The sequence below is a fragment of the Streptomyces hyderabadensis genome (assembly GCF_020404845.1).
GTDB lineage: Bacteria > Actinomycetota > Actinomycetes > Streptomycetales > Streptomycetaceae > Streptomyces > Streptomyces hyderabadensis.
Genome location: NZ_JAIOJZ010000005.1, coordinates 1 through 14,814 on the forward strand (window position 1 = coordinate 1; position 14,814 = coordinate 14,814).

14 protein-coding genes are annotated in these 14,814 nt (G+C 75.1%); 3 read left to right on the plus strand and 11 right to left on the minus strand.

Annotated elements, in window-relative coordinates; translation table 11 throughout:
- The 9 genes from K7854_RS05835 to K7854_RS05875 all read right to left on the minus strand — a co-directional run.
- The coding region (locus K7854_RS05835) for a bifunctional heptose 7-phosphate kinase/heptose 1-phosphate adenyltransferase (RefSeq protein ID WP_226025438.1) at nucleotides 1–893 on the minus strand (893 nt) is incomplete at its 3' end.
- Nucleotides 894–910: 17 nt separating this feature from the next.
- Nucleotides 911–1,534 (minus strand): D-sedoheptulose-7-phosphate isomerase, encoded by a 624-nt coding sequence (locus tag K7854_RS05840; RefSeq protein WP_226025270.1) that lies wholly within the window; start codon nucleotides 1,532–1,534, stop codon nucleotides 911–913.
- Complete coding sequence (locus tag K7854_RS05845; RefSeq protein WP_226025271.1) at nucleotides 1,531–2,751, minus strand: glycosyltransferase family 4 protein; 1,221 nt, start codon at nucleotides 2,749–2,751, stop codon at nucleotides 1,531–1,533. The genes K7854_RS05840 and K7854_RS05845 overlap by 4 nt, the downstream gene beginning before the upstream one ends.
- On the minus strand, nucleotides 2,748–3,698 hold the full coding sequence (locus K7854_RS05850) for a glycosyltransferase (protein WP_226025272.1): 951 nt from the start codon (nucleotides 3,696–3,698) through the stop codon (nucleotides 2,748–2,750). The genes K7854_RS05845 and K7854_RS05850 overlap by 4 nt, the downstream gene beginning before the upstream one ends.
- Nucleotides 3,695–4,684 carry a glycosyltransferase family 9 protein gene (locus tag K7854_RS05855; RefSeq protein ID WP_226025273.1) on the minus strand — a complete coding sequence of 330 codons (990 nt, stop codon included), beginning with the start codon at nucleotides 4,682–4,684 and terminating at the stop codon, nucleotides 3,695–3,697. The genes K7854_RS05850 and K7854_RS05855 overlap by 4 nt, the downstream gene beginning before the upstream one ends.
- Nucleotides 4,681–5,394, minus strand: a complete 714-nt coding sequence (locus tag K7854_RS05860; protein WP_226025274.1) for a D-glycero-alpha-D-manno-heptose-1,7-bisphosphate 7-phosphatase — start codon at nucleotides 5,392–5,394, stop codon at nucleotides 4,681–4,683. Before K7854_RS05860 ends, K7854_RS05855 begins: the two co-directional genes overlap by 4 nt.
- Nucleotides 5,391–6,425: a glycosyltransferase gene (locus K7854_RS05865; protein ID WP_226025275.1), complete on the minus strand. Its 1,035-nt coding sequence runs from the start codon at nucleotides 6,423–6,425 to the stop codon at nucleotides 5,391–5,393. Before K7854_RS05865 ends, K7854_RS05860 begins: the two co-directional genes overlap by 4 nt.
- Complete coding sequence (locus tag K7854_RS05870) at nucleotides 6,422–8,062, minus strand: carbamoyltransferase family protein (protein ID WP_226025276.1); 1,641 nt, start codon at nucleotides 8,060–8,062, stop codon at nucleotides 6,422–6,424. Before K7854_RS05870 ends, K7854_RS05865 begins: the two co-directional genes overlap by 4 nt.
- A gap of 120 nt (nucleotides 8,063–8,182) precedes the next feature.
- Nucleotides 8,183–9,175 (minus strand): NAD-dependent epimerase/dehydratase family protein, encoded by a 993-nt coding sequence (locus tag K7854_RS05875; protein WP_226025277.1) that lies wholly within the window; start codon nucleotides 9,173–9,175, stop codon nucleotides 8,183–8,185.
- Nucleotides 9,176–9,304: 129 nt separating this feature from the next.
- Here K7854_RS05875 and K7854_RS05880 point away from each other — a divergent pair, with 129 nt between their 5' ends.
- The 3 genes from K7854_RS05880 (at nucleotide 9,305) to K7854_RS05890 (ending at nucleotide 11,558) form a co-directional block, all read left to right on the plus strand.
- On the plus strand, nucleotides 9,305–10,132 hold the full coding sequence (locus tag K7854_RS05880) for a polysaccharide deacetylase family protein (RefSeq protein ID WP_226025278.1): 828 nt from the start codon (nucleotides 9,305–9,307) through the stop codon (nucleotides 10,130–10,132).
- Nucleotides 10,133–10,153: 21 nt separating this feature from the next.
- A complete protein-coding gene (locus K7854_RS05885) occupies nucleotides 10,154–10,594 on the plus strand; it encodes an SRPBCC family protein (RefSeq protein WP_226025279.1) in 441 nt (146 codons plus the stop codon).
- Between the two features lie 85 nt (nucleotides 10,595–10,679).
- On the plus strand, nucleotides 10,680–11,558 hold the full coding sequence (locus K7854_RS05890; RefSeq protein ID WP_226025280.1) for an endonuclease/exonuclease/phosphatase family protein: 879 nt from the start codon (nucleotides 10,680–10,682) through the stop codon (nucleotides 11,556–11,558).
- A gap of 52 nt (nucleotides 11,559–11,610) precedes the next feature.
- On the opposite strand, the gene K7854_RS05895 is transcribed toward K7854_RS05890, so the two are convergent.
- Together K7854_RS05895 and K7854_RS05900 are read right to left on the minus strand one after the other, a co-directional pair.
- The gene (locus K7854_RS05895; RefSeq protein WP_226025281.1) at nucleotides 11,611–12,762 is read right to left on the minus strand and encodes an XdhC family protein; all 1,152 of its coding nucleotides are present in this window, start codon (nucleotides 12,760–12,762) and stop codon (nucleotides 11,611–11,613) included.
- 61 nt (nucleotides 12,763–12,823) lie between these two features.
- Nucleotides 12,824–14,281 carry an NCS2 family permease gene (locus tag K7854_RS05900; RefSeq protein ID WP_226025282.1) on the minus strand — a complete coding sequence of 486 codons (1,458 nt, stop codon included), beginning with the start codon at nucleotides 14,279–14,281 and terminating at the stop codon, nucleotides 12,824–12,826.
- Nucleotides 14,282–14,814: the final 533 nt, after the last annotated feature.

Consider the following 14,814-nt stretch of genomic DNA (forward strand, 5'->3'; position numbering starts at 1 on the left):
GCCCGGTGGGAGCGGGCCGGGGGCGCGGCGGCCGCGCCGCCCGCCGCGACGAAGGCGGTGGCGGCGCTCACCGCGCCCTCGACGGCCTCCCCCACCAGCGCGCCGTCGGCGAGCAGTCCGGCCGCGGTGGCCGCGAACCGGTCCCCCGCGCCGCAGGCGTCGCCGTGGTGGGCGGCGGGCGCGGGGACCAGCAGGGGGTGCTCGCCGTAGGACAGGAGGGCGCCGCGCGGACCGAGGGTCACCGCCACCGCGGCCGCCCGCCAGTCCCGTACCAGGGCCGCGGCGGCGAGGGCGGCGGCGCGCAGGCCGCCGCCCGGGTGGTCCCGGTCCGGTGCGAAGGCGTGGGCCTCCTTCTCGGCGGGCGTCACCAGGCGGGTGCCGGCCACCGGCGGCCCCCCGCGCGGGTGCGGGTCCCAGACCAGCGGCGGACGCGCGGCGAGTACGTCGCGCAGGGCGTCGGCCGCGCCCCGGCCGTAGTCGGAGACCAGGACGGCGCGGGCGGAGCGCAGCGCGTCGCGGGCCTCGTCGGTGGCCTCGCGCACCCGGCCGCCGCCCCGGTCGAGCCGGACGACGGGACGGTCCTGGGCCAGGACGCGGGTCTTCTCCGGCACGGTGCCGGTCAGCGGCAGGGGGACGAGGGTCAGCCAGGGTTCGAGCAGTTCGCGCAGGGCGCGGCCGGCCGGGTCGTCGCCCACCCCCGCGATCAGCGTGACCTCGCGGCCGTCGCGGGCGGCGAGGTACGCGGCGAGGGCGGCACCGCCCGGGCGGATCCGCTCGGCGCACTCCGAGACCACCGGGACCGGCGCGTCCGGGGCGAGCCGGTCGGCGGATCCGGTGAGGTCGCGGTCGAGCAGCGCGTCGCCGACCACGACCAGCGGGGTCCGGTCAGTCATGGCAGCCATGGGTCACGTCACCTCCGCTTCCGCTGGGCCGCGCGCCCCGCGGCCCGTGCGCCGCGCGCGCCGCGCTCCAGGGCCGCGTCGAAGGCCGCGCAGATCATGTGGACGGCGACCAGGTGGATCTCCTGGACGGTGGCGGTCGAGGGCGCCTCGACGCACAGGGACTCGTCGCTGCCCGCCATCAGCGGGTTGGGGGCGCAGCCGGTGAGCGCCCACACCCGCAGCCCGGCCGCGCGGGCCGCGTCGGCCGCGGAGAGCAGGTTGGCGCTGGCGCCGGACGTGGACAGCAGCATCAGGACGTCGCCCTCGCGGCCGTGGGCGCGCACCTGGCGGGCGAACACCTCGTCGACGCCGTAGTCGTTGGCGATGGCGGTGGTGGACGAGGTGTCGGCGTGCAGCGCAATCGCGGAGAACGGCGGGCGGTCGTCGCGGTAGCGGCCGACGATCTCGGCGGTCAGGTGCTGGGCCTGGGCGGCGCTGCCGCCGTTGCCCGCGGCGAGCAGCCGGCCGCCGCCGCCGAGTACCGCCGCGAGCCGGTCGCCCCAGCGCTGGGTGACGTGCGCGGAGGCGCGGAACGCCCCGAGCGCGTGCAGGAGTTCGTCGCAGTGTCCGACGACGGGCGGGTGCACGGTCATGACGCCACCTCCGTCGACAGGGCGTGCTCGGAGCGGGTCAGGCGGTACACCTGTTCGGCGCCGTCGGCGACGCGCGCCCAGGTGTAGTGCCGCAGGACGCGTTCGCGGCCGTTCCTGCCGTACTGGCGGCGCAGCCGCTCGTCGGCGAGGAGTTCGCGGGCGGCGTCGGCCACGGCCTCGGGGTCCTGCGGGGCGACCAGGCGGCCGGTGACGCCGTCGGCGACGGAGTCGCGGTGGCCGCCGACGTCGGTGGCGAGGACGGGTACGCCGCACGCCATGGCCTCCAGCGGCACGATGCCGAACGGCTCGTACACCGGGGTGCACAGCACCAGGTCGGAGCTGCGGAGCAGGGCGGGCATGTCGTCCGGGTCGACCGCGCCGAGCAGCCGGACCCGGTCGGCGACGCCGGCCCGGCGGGCGACGCCGGTCAGGCGCTGCGCCTCGGGTTCGGCCTCCACGGCGCCGGCCGGCGGGCCGCCGGCGATGAGGAGTTCGGCGTCGGGTATGCGGGCCAGGGCGCGGATGGCCTGGTCGTAGCCCTTGCGCGGGACGAGCCGGCCGCAGGCGAGCAGCCGGTGCCGCAGGCGTCGTTCGGGGGTGCGGCCGGTGTCGGCGGCGGGGTGGAAGTGCTCGGCGTCCACCCCGCAGGGCACCACGGAGACCTGCCGGGGCGGGACGCCCATGTCGCCGAGTTCGACGACCTCGTCGGTGCAGGTGGCCAGGACCCGTTCGCAGGTGCGGCCGAGCTGCCGTTCGATGCCGATGCGCTCGTAGGGGCTGGTGTCCCGCATGCCCTGGTGGCGCCGCTTGACGGTGCCCAGGGCGTGGAAGGTCTGGACGAGGGGGATGCCGTGCGGGGCGGCGCCGAGCTGCGAGGCCATGCCGGACATCCAGAAGTGGGCGTGCACCACGTCGGGCCGTTCCCGGGCCCAGGCGCGGGCCAGGTGGGCGCCGAAGGCGGGCATGTGCGGGAACAGTTCGTCCTTGGGGACGGCCACCGGTGGCCCGGCCGGCACGTGTTCGACGACCGCGCCGCCGGGCAGCGACACGCGGTCGGGCAGGTCGGTGGCGTCCCGGCGGGTGTAGACCGTGACGTCGTGCCCGCGCCCCGCCAACTCCTCGGCGAGCCGGGCCACGTAGACGTTCTGTCCGCCGGCGTCCACGCCGCCGAGCGCGGCGAGCGGGCTCGCGTGCTCGGACACCATGGCGATCCTCATCGGGTCACCTCCTTGAGCAGCCGCTCCCAGTCGTCCAGGAAGCGGGGCAGCCCGTAGTGGGCCAGGGCCGCCGCACGGGCCGCCTCGCCGACCGCCCGGGCGTGCAGCGGGTCGGCGAGGAAGTCGCGTACGGCGTCGGTCAGTACGTCGATGCGGTTGGACACCACCCCGGCGCCCGGCGGCACGGCCTCGGTGACCTCGGTGGTGGCGAGGGCGACCACGGGCATGCCCAGGTGCATGGCCTCCAGCAGGGACAGGCCGAGGGAGGTCCAGCGGACGGGGTGGACGTAGACGCGGCGGCGGGCCAGCTCGGTGTGCAGGCGGTCCTGGGGGACGTCCTGGGTGCGGCAGCGGCCGGGGTCGACGCCGAGGTGCTCGGCGAGTCCTTCGGTGCGCATGCCGAACACGTCGAGCGGGGCGGCGCGGGCGAAGTCGGGGAGCAGGTCGGTCCCGGTCGTACGCCCGCGCCGGACCGGCTCGTTGACGACGACGGCGGCGCGCTCCAGCTCACCGGTCCAGCGGTGGCCGGGGTCGACGATGCCGTGCTCGACGACGGTGGTCGGCGTGGCACCCGCGTCCCACATCAGCCGGTTGAAGTGGGTGACGTGGACGAGGGTGACGCCCGGGATGTCCGCGGCCGGGTGGCGGGTGCGGGGCACGTCGCCGTCGGGGGCGTTGTGCTCCAGGTAGACCAGCGGCGGACGGCGGCCCAGCCAGCGGTCGACCAGGTCGAGTTCGTGCGGGCGCTGGAGGACCACGAGGTCGATCTCCTCGTCGCGCAGCCGCTCGGGCGGTACTTCCACGACGGAGTCGGGCCAGTCCCAGGTGCGGGCGCGGCCGAGGCCGTCGGGGCCGCGGTCGGGGGTGACGGGGACGAGGTAGGTGTGCGGGCCCTGCACGAAGGCCGTGGTCCACGACCCGTGCACGTGCCAGATGAGGATCCTCATGTCTCCCCCAGCAGTTTCTCGACGGCGGCGGCCACGTCGGTGGCGGTGACGGTGTTCAGGCAGGGGTGGCCGGGGACGGGGCAGTTGCGGGCCCTGCTGTCGGCGCAGGGCGCGTCCTGGTCGCCCAGCAGCACGTAGGGCACGCCGTACGGCCGCCAGCGCTCGGCGGGTACGACGGGGGCGAACAGGGAGACGACGGGGGTGCCGACGGCCGCGGCGAGGTGGGCGGGCGCGGTGTTGCCGGTGACGACGGCACTCGCGCCCGCGAGGACGCCGGCCAGTTCGGGGGCGTCGGTGCGGCCGCCGAGGTCGGTGCCGTGCCGGCCGGCGACGTGGGCGGTGAGGGCGCGCTCGTCGGGGCCGCCGGTGACCAGCACGCGGTGTCCGGCGGCGGCCAGTTCGCGGACCGCCTCGGCGGCGCGCTCGGGGCTCCAGGCGCGGGCGGGGACGCTGGCGCCGGGGTGCAGGACGACGTAGGGCCCGGGCCCGGTGAGGGTGTCGGCGGGCGGCGGCGTGTGCACGCGCAGCCGTCCGTCGTCGGGCGCGGGGAACCCGGCCGCCTCGGCGAGGTGCAGCGCGGCCTCGGCCTCGTGGTCGTGCGGGGCGCGCCGGTGGCGCAGGTCCAGGAGGGAGCCGGGGTAGTCCTCGCTGTCGGCGGCGATGTACCGCACGCCGGCCAGGCGCAGCACCAGGGCGGTGGGCAGCGGGGACTGGTGGAAGGAGGTGAGGACCAGCGCGGTGTCGGCGTCGATCCGGTCCACGAGCGCGTCGATGTCGTCCCGCCGCACCTCGGGCGGCTCGAAGCCGCCCCAGGGCGCCTCCCAGACCAGCACCTCGTCGACGCCGGGCAGCAGCCGCGCGGCGGGCGCGCCGCGCGGCCCGCACAGCAGGGTCACGTGGTCGGCCCGCGCGGCGACGGCGCGCACGGCGGGCCCGGCGAGCAGCACGTCGCCGAAGCTGTCGAGCCGCGTCACGATCGCCTTCACGACGGCCTCCCGTCGCCGGGGCGGAGGGCGCCTCGGCCGGTGGCCGGGGTGGCGGCGGTCTCCGGGTGGCCGGGTCGGTCGGCGCCGCGGGCGGTGACGGTCCGCGGGGCGGTGCTCGCCGGGTCCGGCCCGGCGGCCGGCTCGGCGGTCCGCCCGTTCGCCGGGGTACGGCCCGTGGCCGGGCCGGTGACGAGGGTCCGTACGGCGGTGAGGAGGTCCGGGGCGACGTGGGCCGCCGCGGCCGTCTCCTCGGGGCGGGTGCGGTCGTTGGGGACGAGGATGCCCCGGGCGCCGGCGCGTTCGGCGGCCTCCGTGTCGGCGCCGATGTCGCCGACGACGACGCAGTCGGCGGGCGCGGCGCAGAGGCGGCCCGCCGCCCACTGGACCAGGCCGGGCCGCGGTTTGCGGCAGTGGCAGCCGTCGTCTGGGCCGTGCGGGCAGACGGCCCAGACGTCGAACGGGCCGATCAGGTCGTCGATGCGGCGGTTGACGCGCCGGACGTCGCCGTCGGTGATCAGGCCGCGGGCCACGCCGGACTGGTTGGTGACGACGCCGACGCGGATGCCGTGGGCGCGCAGCAGTGCCACCGCCTCGCGGGCGCCGTCGACGGGGCGGACCCGGTCCGGGTCGCCGTTGTAGGGGACGTCGTGGACGAGGGTGCCGTCGCGGTCGAAGAGGACGGCCTTCACGGCGTTGTCCGCGGGGCTCATGCGGCCACCTCCCGCCAGGCGGGGGCGGCGCGGTGGCGCCAGAGCCCGCTGAGCCGGTGCCAGGTCGCGGCGGGCGGGATGAGCGCGCTGGTGACCAGCATCGTCGTGACCTCGTACCGGGTGCGTGGTCCGGGCGCGATGCGGGCCCAGGCGAACTCGGCGGTGCCCGCGGCCCAGCCGGCCCCGGCGACGGCGGCGGCCCGGGGACGTCCGGCCGCCGCGAGGGCGAGGGCGGCCACGCCGGCGGCGGTGATCGCCGCGTGGCGCCGGATCCGGCCCCGGGGCGCGACCGCCTTGGCCCACCAGTCGGGGCCGTGCAGCCGCCGCATCAGGGCGTCGTCGGCGTTGCCGCGCTGCTGCTTGAGGGAGACCCAGCGCCCGGCGGGGCGCACGGGGTGGCGGGTGGTGCGGCGGCCGCGCCGGATGCGCCAGCCCGCGTCGAGGACGCGCAGCGCGAGGTCGGCGTCCTCGCGGAAGGCGCGGGTGAAGCGTTCGTCGAAGCCGCCGACCTGTTTGAGCACGTCGGTGCGGTAGGCCATGTCGGCGGTGATCCACCGGGCCTGGGCGAGACCGGCGGTGCCGCGCTCCCAGTCGGTGGGGCGGCGCTCGCCGGGCAGCGGCACGGCGATCACGCCCTGCACGGCGCCGGTGTCGGGGGCCGCCTCAGCGAGGTCCTGGATCAGCTGGTCGCACCAGTGCGGGCCGACCTGGACGTCGTCGTCGAGGAAGGCGGTCCAGGGGGAGGTGACCGCGCGGCAGCCCGTGTTGCGGGCGGCGGCGGGACCGCGCCCGCCGCTGCGCAGCACCACCGTGCGCTCGCGCAGGTCGCCGAGGACGGTCAGGGCGTGTTCCAGCGCGCCCGGGTCGGCGTCGGGGCCGGGCCGGTCGTCGACGAGGACGATCTCGTCGGGGTCCGGCCCGTGCGCGGCGACCAGCGCGGCCAGGCAGTCGGCCAGCGTGTCGCGCACCAGGGTGGGGACGACGACGGCGTAGCCGGTGCGCGGGCCGCCGGCCTTGGGGGCGGTGCTCATGCGAACGCCCGTCCCCGGCGCACCGCGAAGGGGCCGATGGCCAGCAGGTCCACGGGTGCCGAGCCAAAGCACTCCAGGGCGTCGCGCGGGTCGTCGACCATGGGCCGTCCGGCGGTGTTGAGGCTGGTGTTGACGACGACCGGCAGCCCGGTGCGCCGTTCGAAGGCGGCCAGCATCCGTGCGACGAGCGGCTCGCGGCGCTCCTCGACGGTCTGGATGCGGGCGGTGCCGTCGACGTGGACGACGGCCGGGATGCGGTCCCGCCAGGCGGGGGCGACGTCGTGCACGAAGAGCATGTACGGGCTGGGGACCGGCCCGGTGAAGATGTCGGCGGCGCGGTCGGCGAGCACCATGGGCGCGACGGGGCGGAACTCCTCGCGGCCCTTGACGTGGTTGAGGCGTTCGAGGTTCTCGGCGCGGCCGGGGTGGGCCATCAGGGAGCGGTGTCCGAGGGCGCGCGGCCCGAACTCGCTGCGGCCCTGGAACCAGGCGACGATCCCGTCCCGGGCGAGTTCCTCGGCGACCGTCTCGGCGATGTCGTCCGGCTCCTCGTAGGGGATCGCGGCGGTCTGAAGCCAGGCGCGGATCTCCTCGTCGCGCCAGCCGCGGCCGAGGTCGGCGCCGGGCATCGGCTCGGGCGCGGCACCCTCCTGGGCGGCGGCCACGTGCAGGGCGCCGCCGAGGGCCGTGCCGGCGTCACCGGCGGCGGGCTGCACCCACACGTGCCGGTAGGGGCCGCGCGCGGCGATCTTCGAGTTGGCGACGCAGTTGAGCGCGACGCCGCCCGCCATGGTCAGGGCCTCGCCCCCGGCCTCGCCGTGCAGCCAGTGGACGAGTTCGAGGAGGAGTTCCTCCAGGACGGCCTGGGTGCTCGCGGCCAGGTCCGCGTGGTCCTTCGTCCAGTCCTCGCCCTTGGCGCGCGGCGGGGCGAGGGCCGCCCAGTCGACGCCGTGGGCGCGGAAGCCGCCGTCGCCGGTGGCGTGGACCTGCTCACGGAGCCGGTCGAGGTGGCGGGGGGTGCCGTAGGAGGCGAGGGCCATCACCTTGTACTCGTCGCTGCTGCGCAGGAAGCCGAGGTGCTCGGTCAGCTCCTCGTAGACCAGGCCGAGCGAGTGCGGCAGCGCCTGGGTGGCGAGGACGTCGAGCTTGCCGTCGCGGTAGCGGCCGGCCAGGTGGGAGGCGGACTCGCCGCGGCCGTCGAGGACCAGGACGTCGTTGTCGGGGTGCGGCGAGGCCGGTCCCGCGGAGGCGGCGTGCGCCACGTGGTGCGGGACGAAGACGACCTGGTCGGGGTCGAGCCCGGGCAGCGCCTCGGCGAGGAACTCGGGGGCCCGGCGGGCGTATTCGAGCCGCAGCGGGTCCCAGGGGTCGTCCAGGCCCAGGTCGCGGGCGGGCCGGGCGAGCTTGGGGTCGAAGGAGTAGGCGACGGCGTCGAGGTCCCCCGGCCGCACCCCGGCGTGCTCCAGGCACCACCGCGCCGACAGCTCCGGGACCTCCCAGGCGGAGAAGGGCACCGGGCGCTTGCCGTGCTTGCGCCTGCTGAACCGCTCCTCCTCGGCGGCCGCGACGGTCCGGCCGTCGACGACGAGCGCGGCAGCCGGGTCGTGGAACAGGGCGTTGATACCAAGGATGCGCATGGGGTGGGCTCCTCTCTCGGCGTCGCGGGTGCCGCGGGGCAGTTGCCTCAAACACTTGGAGACAGGTCACTTCCGGAGAAAAGCGGATTTGTCACTGTAAGTGACCGTCTCGGGCCCGCCTCAGGCGGCGACGGCGTGCGCGAACCAGCCGATGGTCCGCTCCAGGCCCTCGTGCCAGCTGACGCTCGGCCGCCAGCCCAGCCGTTCCCGGGCCAGGGTGGTGTCCGGCCTGCGCCGGCCCGGGTCGTCGACGGGGCGGTCGACGAAGCGGATGCGGGAGCCGGAGCCGGTGAGGTCGACGATCCGGCGGGCCAGTTCCAGCATGGTGATCTCGTCGGCGCCGCCGATGTTCATCGGCCCGGTCTCCCCCGAGGCGGCGAGGGCCAGGACGCCCGCCACGGTGTCGTCGACGTAGCACAGGGACCTGGTCTGACCGCCGTCACCGGCGACGGTGAGCGGCATGCCGTCCAGCGCCTGCGCGATGAAGGTGGGCACGGCCCGACCGTCGCCGGTGCGCATCCGGGGCCCGTAGGTGTTGAAGATCCGGACGATGGCGGTGTCGGTGCCGTGCACCTGGCGGTGGGCGGTGACCAGGGCCTCGGCGAAGCGCTTGGACTCGTCGTAGACGCTGCGCGGGCCGATCGGGTTGACATTGCCCCAGTACGTCTCGCGCTGCGGGTGCTCCAGCGGGTCGCCGTAGACCTCGGAGGTGGAGGCGAGCAGGAAGCGGGCGCCGTCGGCGTGCGCCCGTTCCAGGGCGTTGCGGGTGCCGGTGCTGCCGACGTCCAGGGTCTCCAGCGGCAGCCGGAGGTAGTCGGCGGGCGAGGCGGGGCAGGCGAAGTGCAGGACCAGGTCGAACCGGCCGGGCAGGCCGCGCAGCGCCCGCGGGTCGGTGGCATCGGCCCGGACGAACCGGAATCCGCGCCGCCGCTCCAGGTCGGCCACGTTGGCGCGGGAGCCGGTGGCCAGGTTGTCGAGGCAGACGACGTCGGTGCCGGCGCCGAGCAGGCGGCCGCACAGGTGGGATCCCACGAACCCGGCTCCGCCGGTCACCAGGGCCCGCCGCCAGGCGCGTCCGCTCCCGGGGCTCTCGGTCACGGGGGTCTCGCTCACGGGGTCCTCCTCACTCTCACCGTCACGTGTGTGTCGGCTGAGTAACCCGGTGACGACCACCACTACCCCGAACGGACATTCGAGGGGGTGCTATAAACTGCGTATATACACGGCGCGTATAGTCCTCGTATGCCTTCGCTGACCAGGAAGATGAACAAAACGGGGACCAGGTTGCGTGCACTCGCGACCTTCGCGGCCGCCGCCTCGCTCACCCTCGCGCTGAGCGGCTGCACCAAGCTGGAGACACACTCCCCCAGCTCCGTCCGCAACGCCGCCGACGCCGACAGCCAGGCCGACGGCAAGGCCGGGGCGTCCGGCGCCCAGGCCCGGGCGGGCGGGCTCGGCACGGTGGACTGCGCGCACGCCAAGTGCATCGCGCTGACCTTCGACGCCGGACCGAGCGAGAACTCCGCCCGGCTGCTCGACATCCTCAAGGAGAAGCAGGTCCCGGCGACCTTCTTCCTGCTCGGCAAACGGCACATCGACACCTATCCCGAGCTTGTCAGGCGCATGGCCGACGAGGGCCACGAGGTGGCCAGCCACACCTGGACCCACAAGATCCTCACGGACGCGAAGCCGGACGAGATACGCGAGGAGCTGGAGCGTCCGAACAAGGAGATAGAGCGCCTGACGGGCAAGCGCCCCACCCTGATGCGCCCGCCGCAGGGCCGCACGGACGACACGGTGCACGACATCTGCCGTGAGCTGGGACTCGCGGAGGTGCTGTGGAGCGTGACCGCCAAGGACTACAAGACCACCGACTCCGACCTGATCACCGAGCGGGTCCTGGACCAGTCGTCCCGGGACGGCATCATCCTGCTGCACGACATCTACGACGGCACCGTGCCCGCCGTGCCCGGGATCATCGACGCGCTCAAGAAGCGGGGCTACGTCTTCGTGACGGTTCCCCAGCTGATGGCCCCCGGCAAGGCCGAGCCGGGCAAGGTCTACCGCTGACGGACGTGCCACGATCGCCCCGTGGCCACCTTCTCGCTCGAACGCACCACCCCGCTCCCGCCCGACGAGGCCTGGCGCCGGCTCACCCGCTGGGAGCGGCACGGCGACACCGTGCCGCTGACGCGGGTGACCGCCGGCCCGCCCGGCCCCACCCGCCGCGGCACGGTGGTCGTGGCCCGCACCGGCGCCGGGGTGCTCACCTTCGCCGACCCCATGGAGGTGACGGTCTGGCAGCCGCCGCGAGCGGACCTGGCCGGGCGGTGCCGGATGGACAAGCGCGGCCGGGTGGTCCGGGGCTGGGCGGAGATCGAGGTCGGTACGGGACCGGACGGCCGGACGCGGGTGGTGTGGCGCGAGGAGCTGGACGTCCGGCTCGTCCCGGCCTTCCTCGACGGCCTGCTGGCCCGCTCGGGGCGCCTCGTCTTCGGCCGCACGGTCGACCACCTGCTGCGCCGGGCGTGAACCCGGGGTTGCGGCCGGGGGACGGGTCGCGGACGAGATCGCGCCGCGCGCCTCGCGGACGCCGTTTCCCGCGTACCGTGCCCGCATGTCTGCCAGAGCGCGCACCTTCACCCAACTGACCCTCGCTGGCGCCTTGTTCACCCTGGCCGTGGCGGCACCGCCCGCCTCCGCCGGTCAGGGACACGCGGTCCCGCTGCGCATCGCCACTTACAACATCCACGCCGGGACGGGCTCGGACGGCGTCTTCGACCTCGACCGGCAGGCCGCCGCGCTGCGCGCCCTCGACGCGGACGTGATCGGCCTCCAGGAGGTCGACGTGCACTGGGGAGCCCGCAGCCAGGGGCTCGACGTGGCCGGGGAACTGGCCCGGCGGCTCGGCATGCGGGTGTCCTTCGCCCCGATCTACAGCCTCGATCCCGTGACCGCGGGGGAACCCCGGCGCGAGTACGGCGTGGCGCTGCTGTCCCGCTTCCCGGTCCGTTCCGCGACGAACCACGAGATCACGCGCCTGTCCACGCAGGACGAGAACCCGGTACCGGCCCCCGCGCCCGGGTTCGGCGAGGTGACGCTCAAGGTGCGCGGGGTGCCGGTGCAGGTCTTCGTGACCCACCTCGACTACCGGGCGGACCCGGCGGTGCGCGAGGCCCAGGTCGCCGACACCCGGCGGATCATGGCCCGGGAGCGGGACCGGCTGCCGGGCGCGCGCCAGTTCCTGCTGGGCGACTTCAACGCCGAACCCTCGGCACCCGAGCTGGCGCCGCTGTGGAAGGAGCTGAGCGACGCGGGTGCGGGGACGCCCCACACGTATCCGGCCGAGGCCCCGGTGAAGCGGATCGACTACGTGGCCGTGGGCGGGGGCGTACGGGTGCACGACGTCGCGGTCCCCGAGGAGCCCACGGCCTCGGACCACCGGCCGGTGGTCGCGGAGGTGTCCCTGGCGAGGAGGACCCACGGCCGGGAGTGAGCCCGACGGTCCGCGCGAGCCGCGGGCCGACGCCGTGCACGGGGCCGGGGCCCTACGCCACCGAATCGATGCGCGCCGCCGGTGCCGCCGGGCCGTCGTGGTGGATCGGGGTGCGGGCGCCGGTCAGGGCGGCGCCCGTGCCGGCGTGGCGGGTCGCGACGATCTCGGCGGCGATGGACAGCGCCGTCTCCTCGGGGGTGCGGGCGCCGAGGTCCAGGCCGATGGGTGACCTGAGCCGGGCCAGCTCCAGGTCGCTCACCCCGGCCTCGCGCAGGCGGGCCTCGCGGTCCAGGTGGGTGCGGCGGGAGCCCATCGCGCCGACGTACGCCACCGGCAGGCGCAGCGCCAGCCGGAGCAGCGGGATGTCGAACTTGGCGTCGTGGGTCAGGACGCACAGCACCGTGCGGGCGTCCACGGCGGTACGGGCCAGGTACTCGTGGGGCCACTCGGTGACGACCTCGTCCGCCTCCGGGAAGCGGGCCGGGGTGGCGAAGACGGGGCGGGCGTCGCACACCGTCACGTGGTGGCCGAGGAACTTGCCGACCCGGACCAGCGCCGAGGCGAAGTCGATCGCGCCGAAGACGATCATGCGGGGCGCGGGGGCCGCGGACTCGATCAGCAGGGTGAGCGGTGCTCCGCAGCGTGAGCCCCGCGCACCGATCTCCAGCGTGCCGGTGCGTCCGGCGGCCAGGAACGCCCCGGCCTCGGCGGCCGCCGTGCGGTCCAGCTCGGGGTGGCCGCCGAAGCCGCCGGTGCGGGAGCCGTCCGGGCCGACGACGAGCGCGCGGCCCAGCAGCCGGTCCGGTCCGCCCGCGATCCGGGCCAGGGCGGCCGTCTCCCCGCGTGCGGCTGCGGCGAGGACCGCGGCCAGGGCCGGGCGGACCGGATCGGCCGCCCGTACCGGGGCGACGAGGACGTCGATGACCCCGCCGCAGGTCAGCCCCACGGCGAAGGCGTCCTCGTCGCCGTACCCGAAGCGCTCCAGGACGGTTTCCCCGTCCCGGAGCGCGTCCCGGCACCGCTCGTACAGGGCGCCCTCCACGCAGCCGCCGGAGACCGAGCCGACCACCGTGCCCCCGGCGTCCACCGCCAGGGCGGCGCCGGGCAGGCGGGGCGCGCTGCCGCCGACGGCCACCACGGTGGCCACGGCGAAGTCGCGTCCCTGCTCGACCCACCGGTGCAGCTCTGCGGCGATGTCCAGCATCTTCCGGTCCTCCTCGGGCGGACGGGGACGGAGGGCACCTGAAGGGTTCCCGTCCTGGCGCCTAGTGCACGCCCATCCAGCTCTCGATCGGGTTGAGGGCGAAGTAGACGACGAAGATCAGCGTCAGGGCCCACATGAACGCGCCGATCTCCCGCGCCTTGCCCTGCGCGACCTTGATGGCGACGTAGGAGATGACGCCGGCGGCCACACCGGCCGTGATCGAGTACGTGAACGGCATCAGGACCACGGTCAGGAAGACCGGGATCGCGGTGGCCCGGTCGGCCCAGTCCACGTGCCGGGCGTTCATCATCATCATGGCGCCGATGACCACCAGGGCCGCCGAGGCGACCTCCTGCGGCACGATCGCGGTGATCGGCGTGAAGAAGAGGCAGGCCGCGAAGAACAGACCGGTGACGACCGAGGCGAGCCCGGTGCGGGCGCCCTCGCCGACGCCGGTCGCGGACTCGACGAAGACGGTCTGGCCGGAGCCGCCCGCCACGCCGCCGATGGCACCGCCGGCGCCGTCGATGAACAGCGCCTTGGACAGGCCCGGCATGCGGCCCTTGTCGTCGGCGAGCTTCGCCTCGGTGCCGACGCCGATGATGGTGGCCATCGCGTCGAAGAACCCGGCGAGCACCAGCGTGAAGACGATCATGCCGACCGTCATCGCGCCGACCTCGCCCCAGCCGCCGAACTCCAGGTCGCCGAGGAGCGAGAAGTCCGGCATGGAGACCGCGCTGCCGTGCAGTTCGGGTGCGCCGTTGGCCCACTGCTTGGGGTCGATCACCCCGGTGGCGTTGAGGATCGCCGCCACGATCGTGCCGGTGACGATGCCGATCAGGATGGCGCCGGGGGTGTTGCGCGCCTGGAGCATGAAGATCAGCAGCAGGGTGCCCGCGAAGAGCAGCACGGGCCAGCCCGCGAGTTCACCGGCGGGGCCGAGCTGGAGCGGGGTGGCCTTGCCGCCGTGGACGAACCCTCCCTTCACCAAGCCGATGATGGCGATGAACAGGCCGATGCCCATGGTGATGCCGTGCTTGAGCGCCAGCGGGATCGCGTTCATGATCATCTCGCGCAGCCCGGTGACCACGAGCAGCATGATGACCACGCCGTACATCACGCACATGGCCATGGCCTGCGGCCAGGTCATCTGGGGGACGACCTGCCCGGCGAGCACTCCGGACACCGAGAGCCCGGCGGCCAGGGCGAGCGGCACCTTGCCGATGAAGCCCATGAGGAGCGTGGTGACCGCCGCGGCGAGCGCCGTCGCGGTGATCACGGCCTTCTGGCTGAGGGTGTCGCCCGCGACGTCCTCGCCGCCGAGCAGGACGGGGTTGAGCAGGACGATGTACGCCATCGCCATGAAGGTGGTGATGCCGCCGCGCACCTCACGCGCGACCGTCGATCCCCGGTGGGTTATGTGGAAGTACCGGTCGAGCCAAGACCGGCCGGAGGGGACGCGGGAACCCGCGCCCGCGTCCTCGGCGGTGGTCTTGGGCTCCACGGACTGCTGGGTCATGGGGCCGTCTCCCAAGGTTCATAGGGGCACCCGGCCGGCCGCTGGGGCGGCCGCGGGATTTGGGATATGCACGACCCGGGGGACGGCCCGAGACGAAAGCATGTGTGGTGGTACTGGTGGTTCGGGTTGGTACTGGTGGTTCGGGTTGGTACTGGTGGTACTTCAAGTACCGCGAGCGGAGCGGGACTTGGGCTGTGCTCCGGGCGGCGCGGAGGGTGTGACGTTCCGTGCGCCGCCCGGAGGGTCTTGGGGGTGCCGGTCGGAGCCGGCCGGGGAAGCGGTGACGTGCTTCCCGCCCGCGATCGGAACCGCGGTGAGGTGCTCGGCCTCGGCGGCGAGCGCCTCCTCCCGGCCGCCAGGGCGAAGGAAGTCCATGCCTGCTCTCTTCCTCGTCTGATCGGGGGCGTACGGATCGAGCCACACGCGGTACGGAAGGCCCGGCTCGTTCATGTGCCGTTCACGCGGAACGGCCTCAGTACACCGTTGTGTGCTCCGCCAAGGTCAGTCGCAGAAACCATGAAGGAGTTGGCTGG

Bases quoted from the DNA above. Each gene is read 5' to 3' on its own strand.
- K7854_RS05840 (WP_226025270.1), bottom strand. From the start codon at position 1,534: ATGACCGTGCACCCGCCCGTCGTCGGACACTGCGACGAACTCCTGCAC.
- K7854_RS05845 (WP_226025271.1), bottom strand. From the start codon at position 2,751: ATGAGGATCGCCATGGTGTCCGAGCACGCGAGCCCGCTCGCCGCGCTC.
- K7854_RS05850 (WP_226025272.1), bottom strand. From the start codon at position 3,698: ATGAGGATCCTCATCTGGCACGTGCACGGGTCGTGGACCACGGCCTTC.
- K7854_RS05860 (WP_226025274.1), bottom strand. From the start codon at position 5,394: ATGAGCCCCGCGGACAACGCCGTGAAGGCCGTCCTCTTCGACCGCGAC.
- K7854_RS05865 (WP_226025275.1), bottom strand. From the start codon at position 6,425: ATGAGCACCGCCCCCAAGGCCGGCGGCCCGCGCACCGGCTACGCCGTC.
- K7854_RS05870 (WP_226025276.1), bottom strand. From the start codon at position 8,062: ATGCGCATCCTTGGTATCAACGCCCTGTTCCACGACCCGGCTGCCGCG.
- K7854_RS05880 (WP_226025278.1), top strand. From the start codon at position 9,305: ATGCCTTCGCTGACCAGGAAGATGAACAAAACGGGGACCAGGTTGCGT.
- K7854_RS05890 (WP_226025280.1), top strand. From the start codon at position 10,680: ATGTCTGCCAGAGCGCGCACCTTCACCCAACTGACCCTCGCTGGCGCC.
- K7854_RS05895 (WP_226025281.1), bottom strand. From the start codon at position 12,762: ATGCTGGACATCGCCGCAGAGCTGCACCGGTGGGTCGAGCAGGGACGC.
- K7854_RS05900 (WP_226025282.1), bottom strand. From the start codon at position 14,281: ATGACCCAGCAGTCCGTGGAGCCCAAGACCACCGCCGAGGACGCGGGC.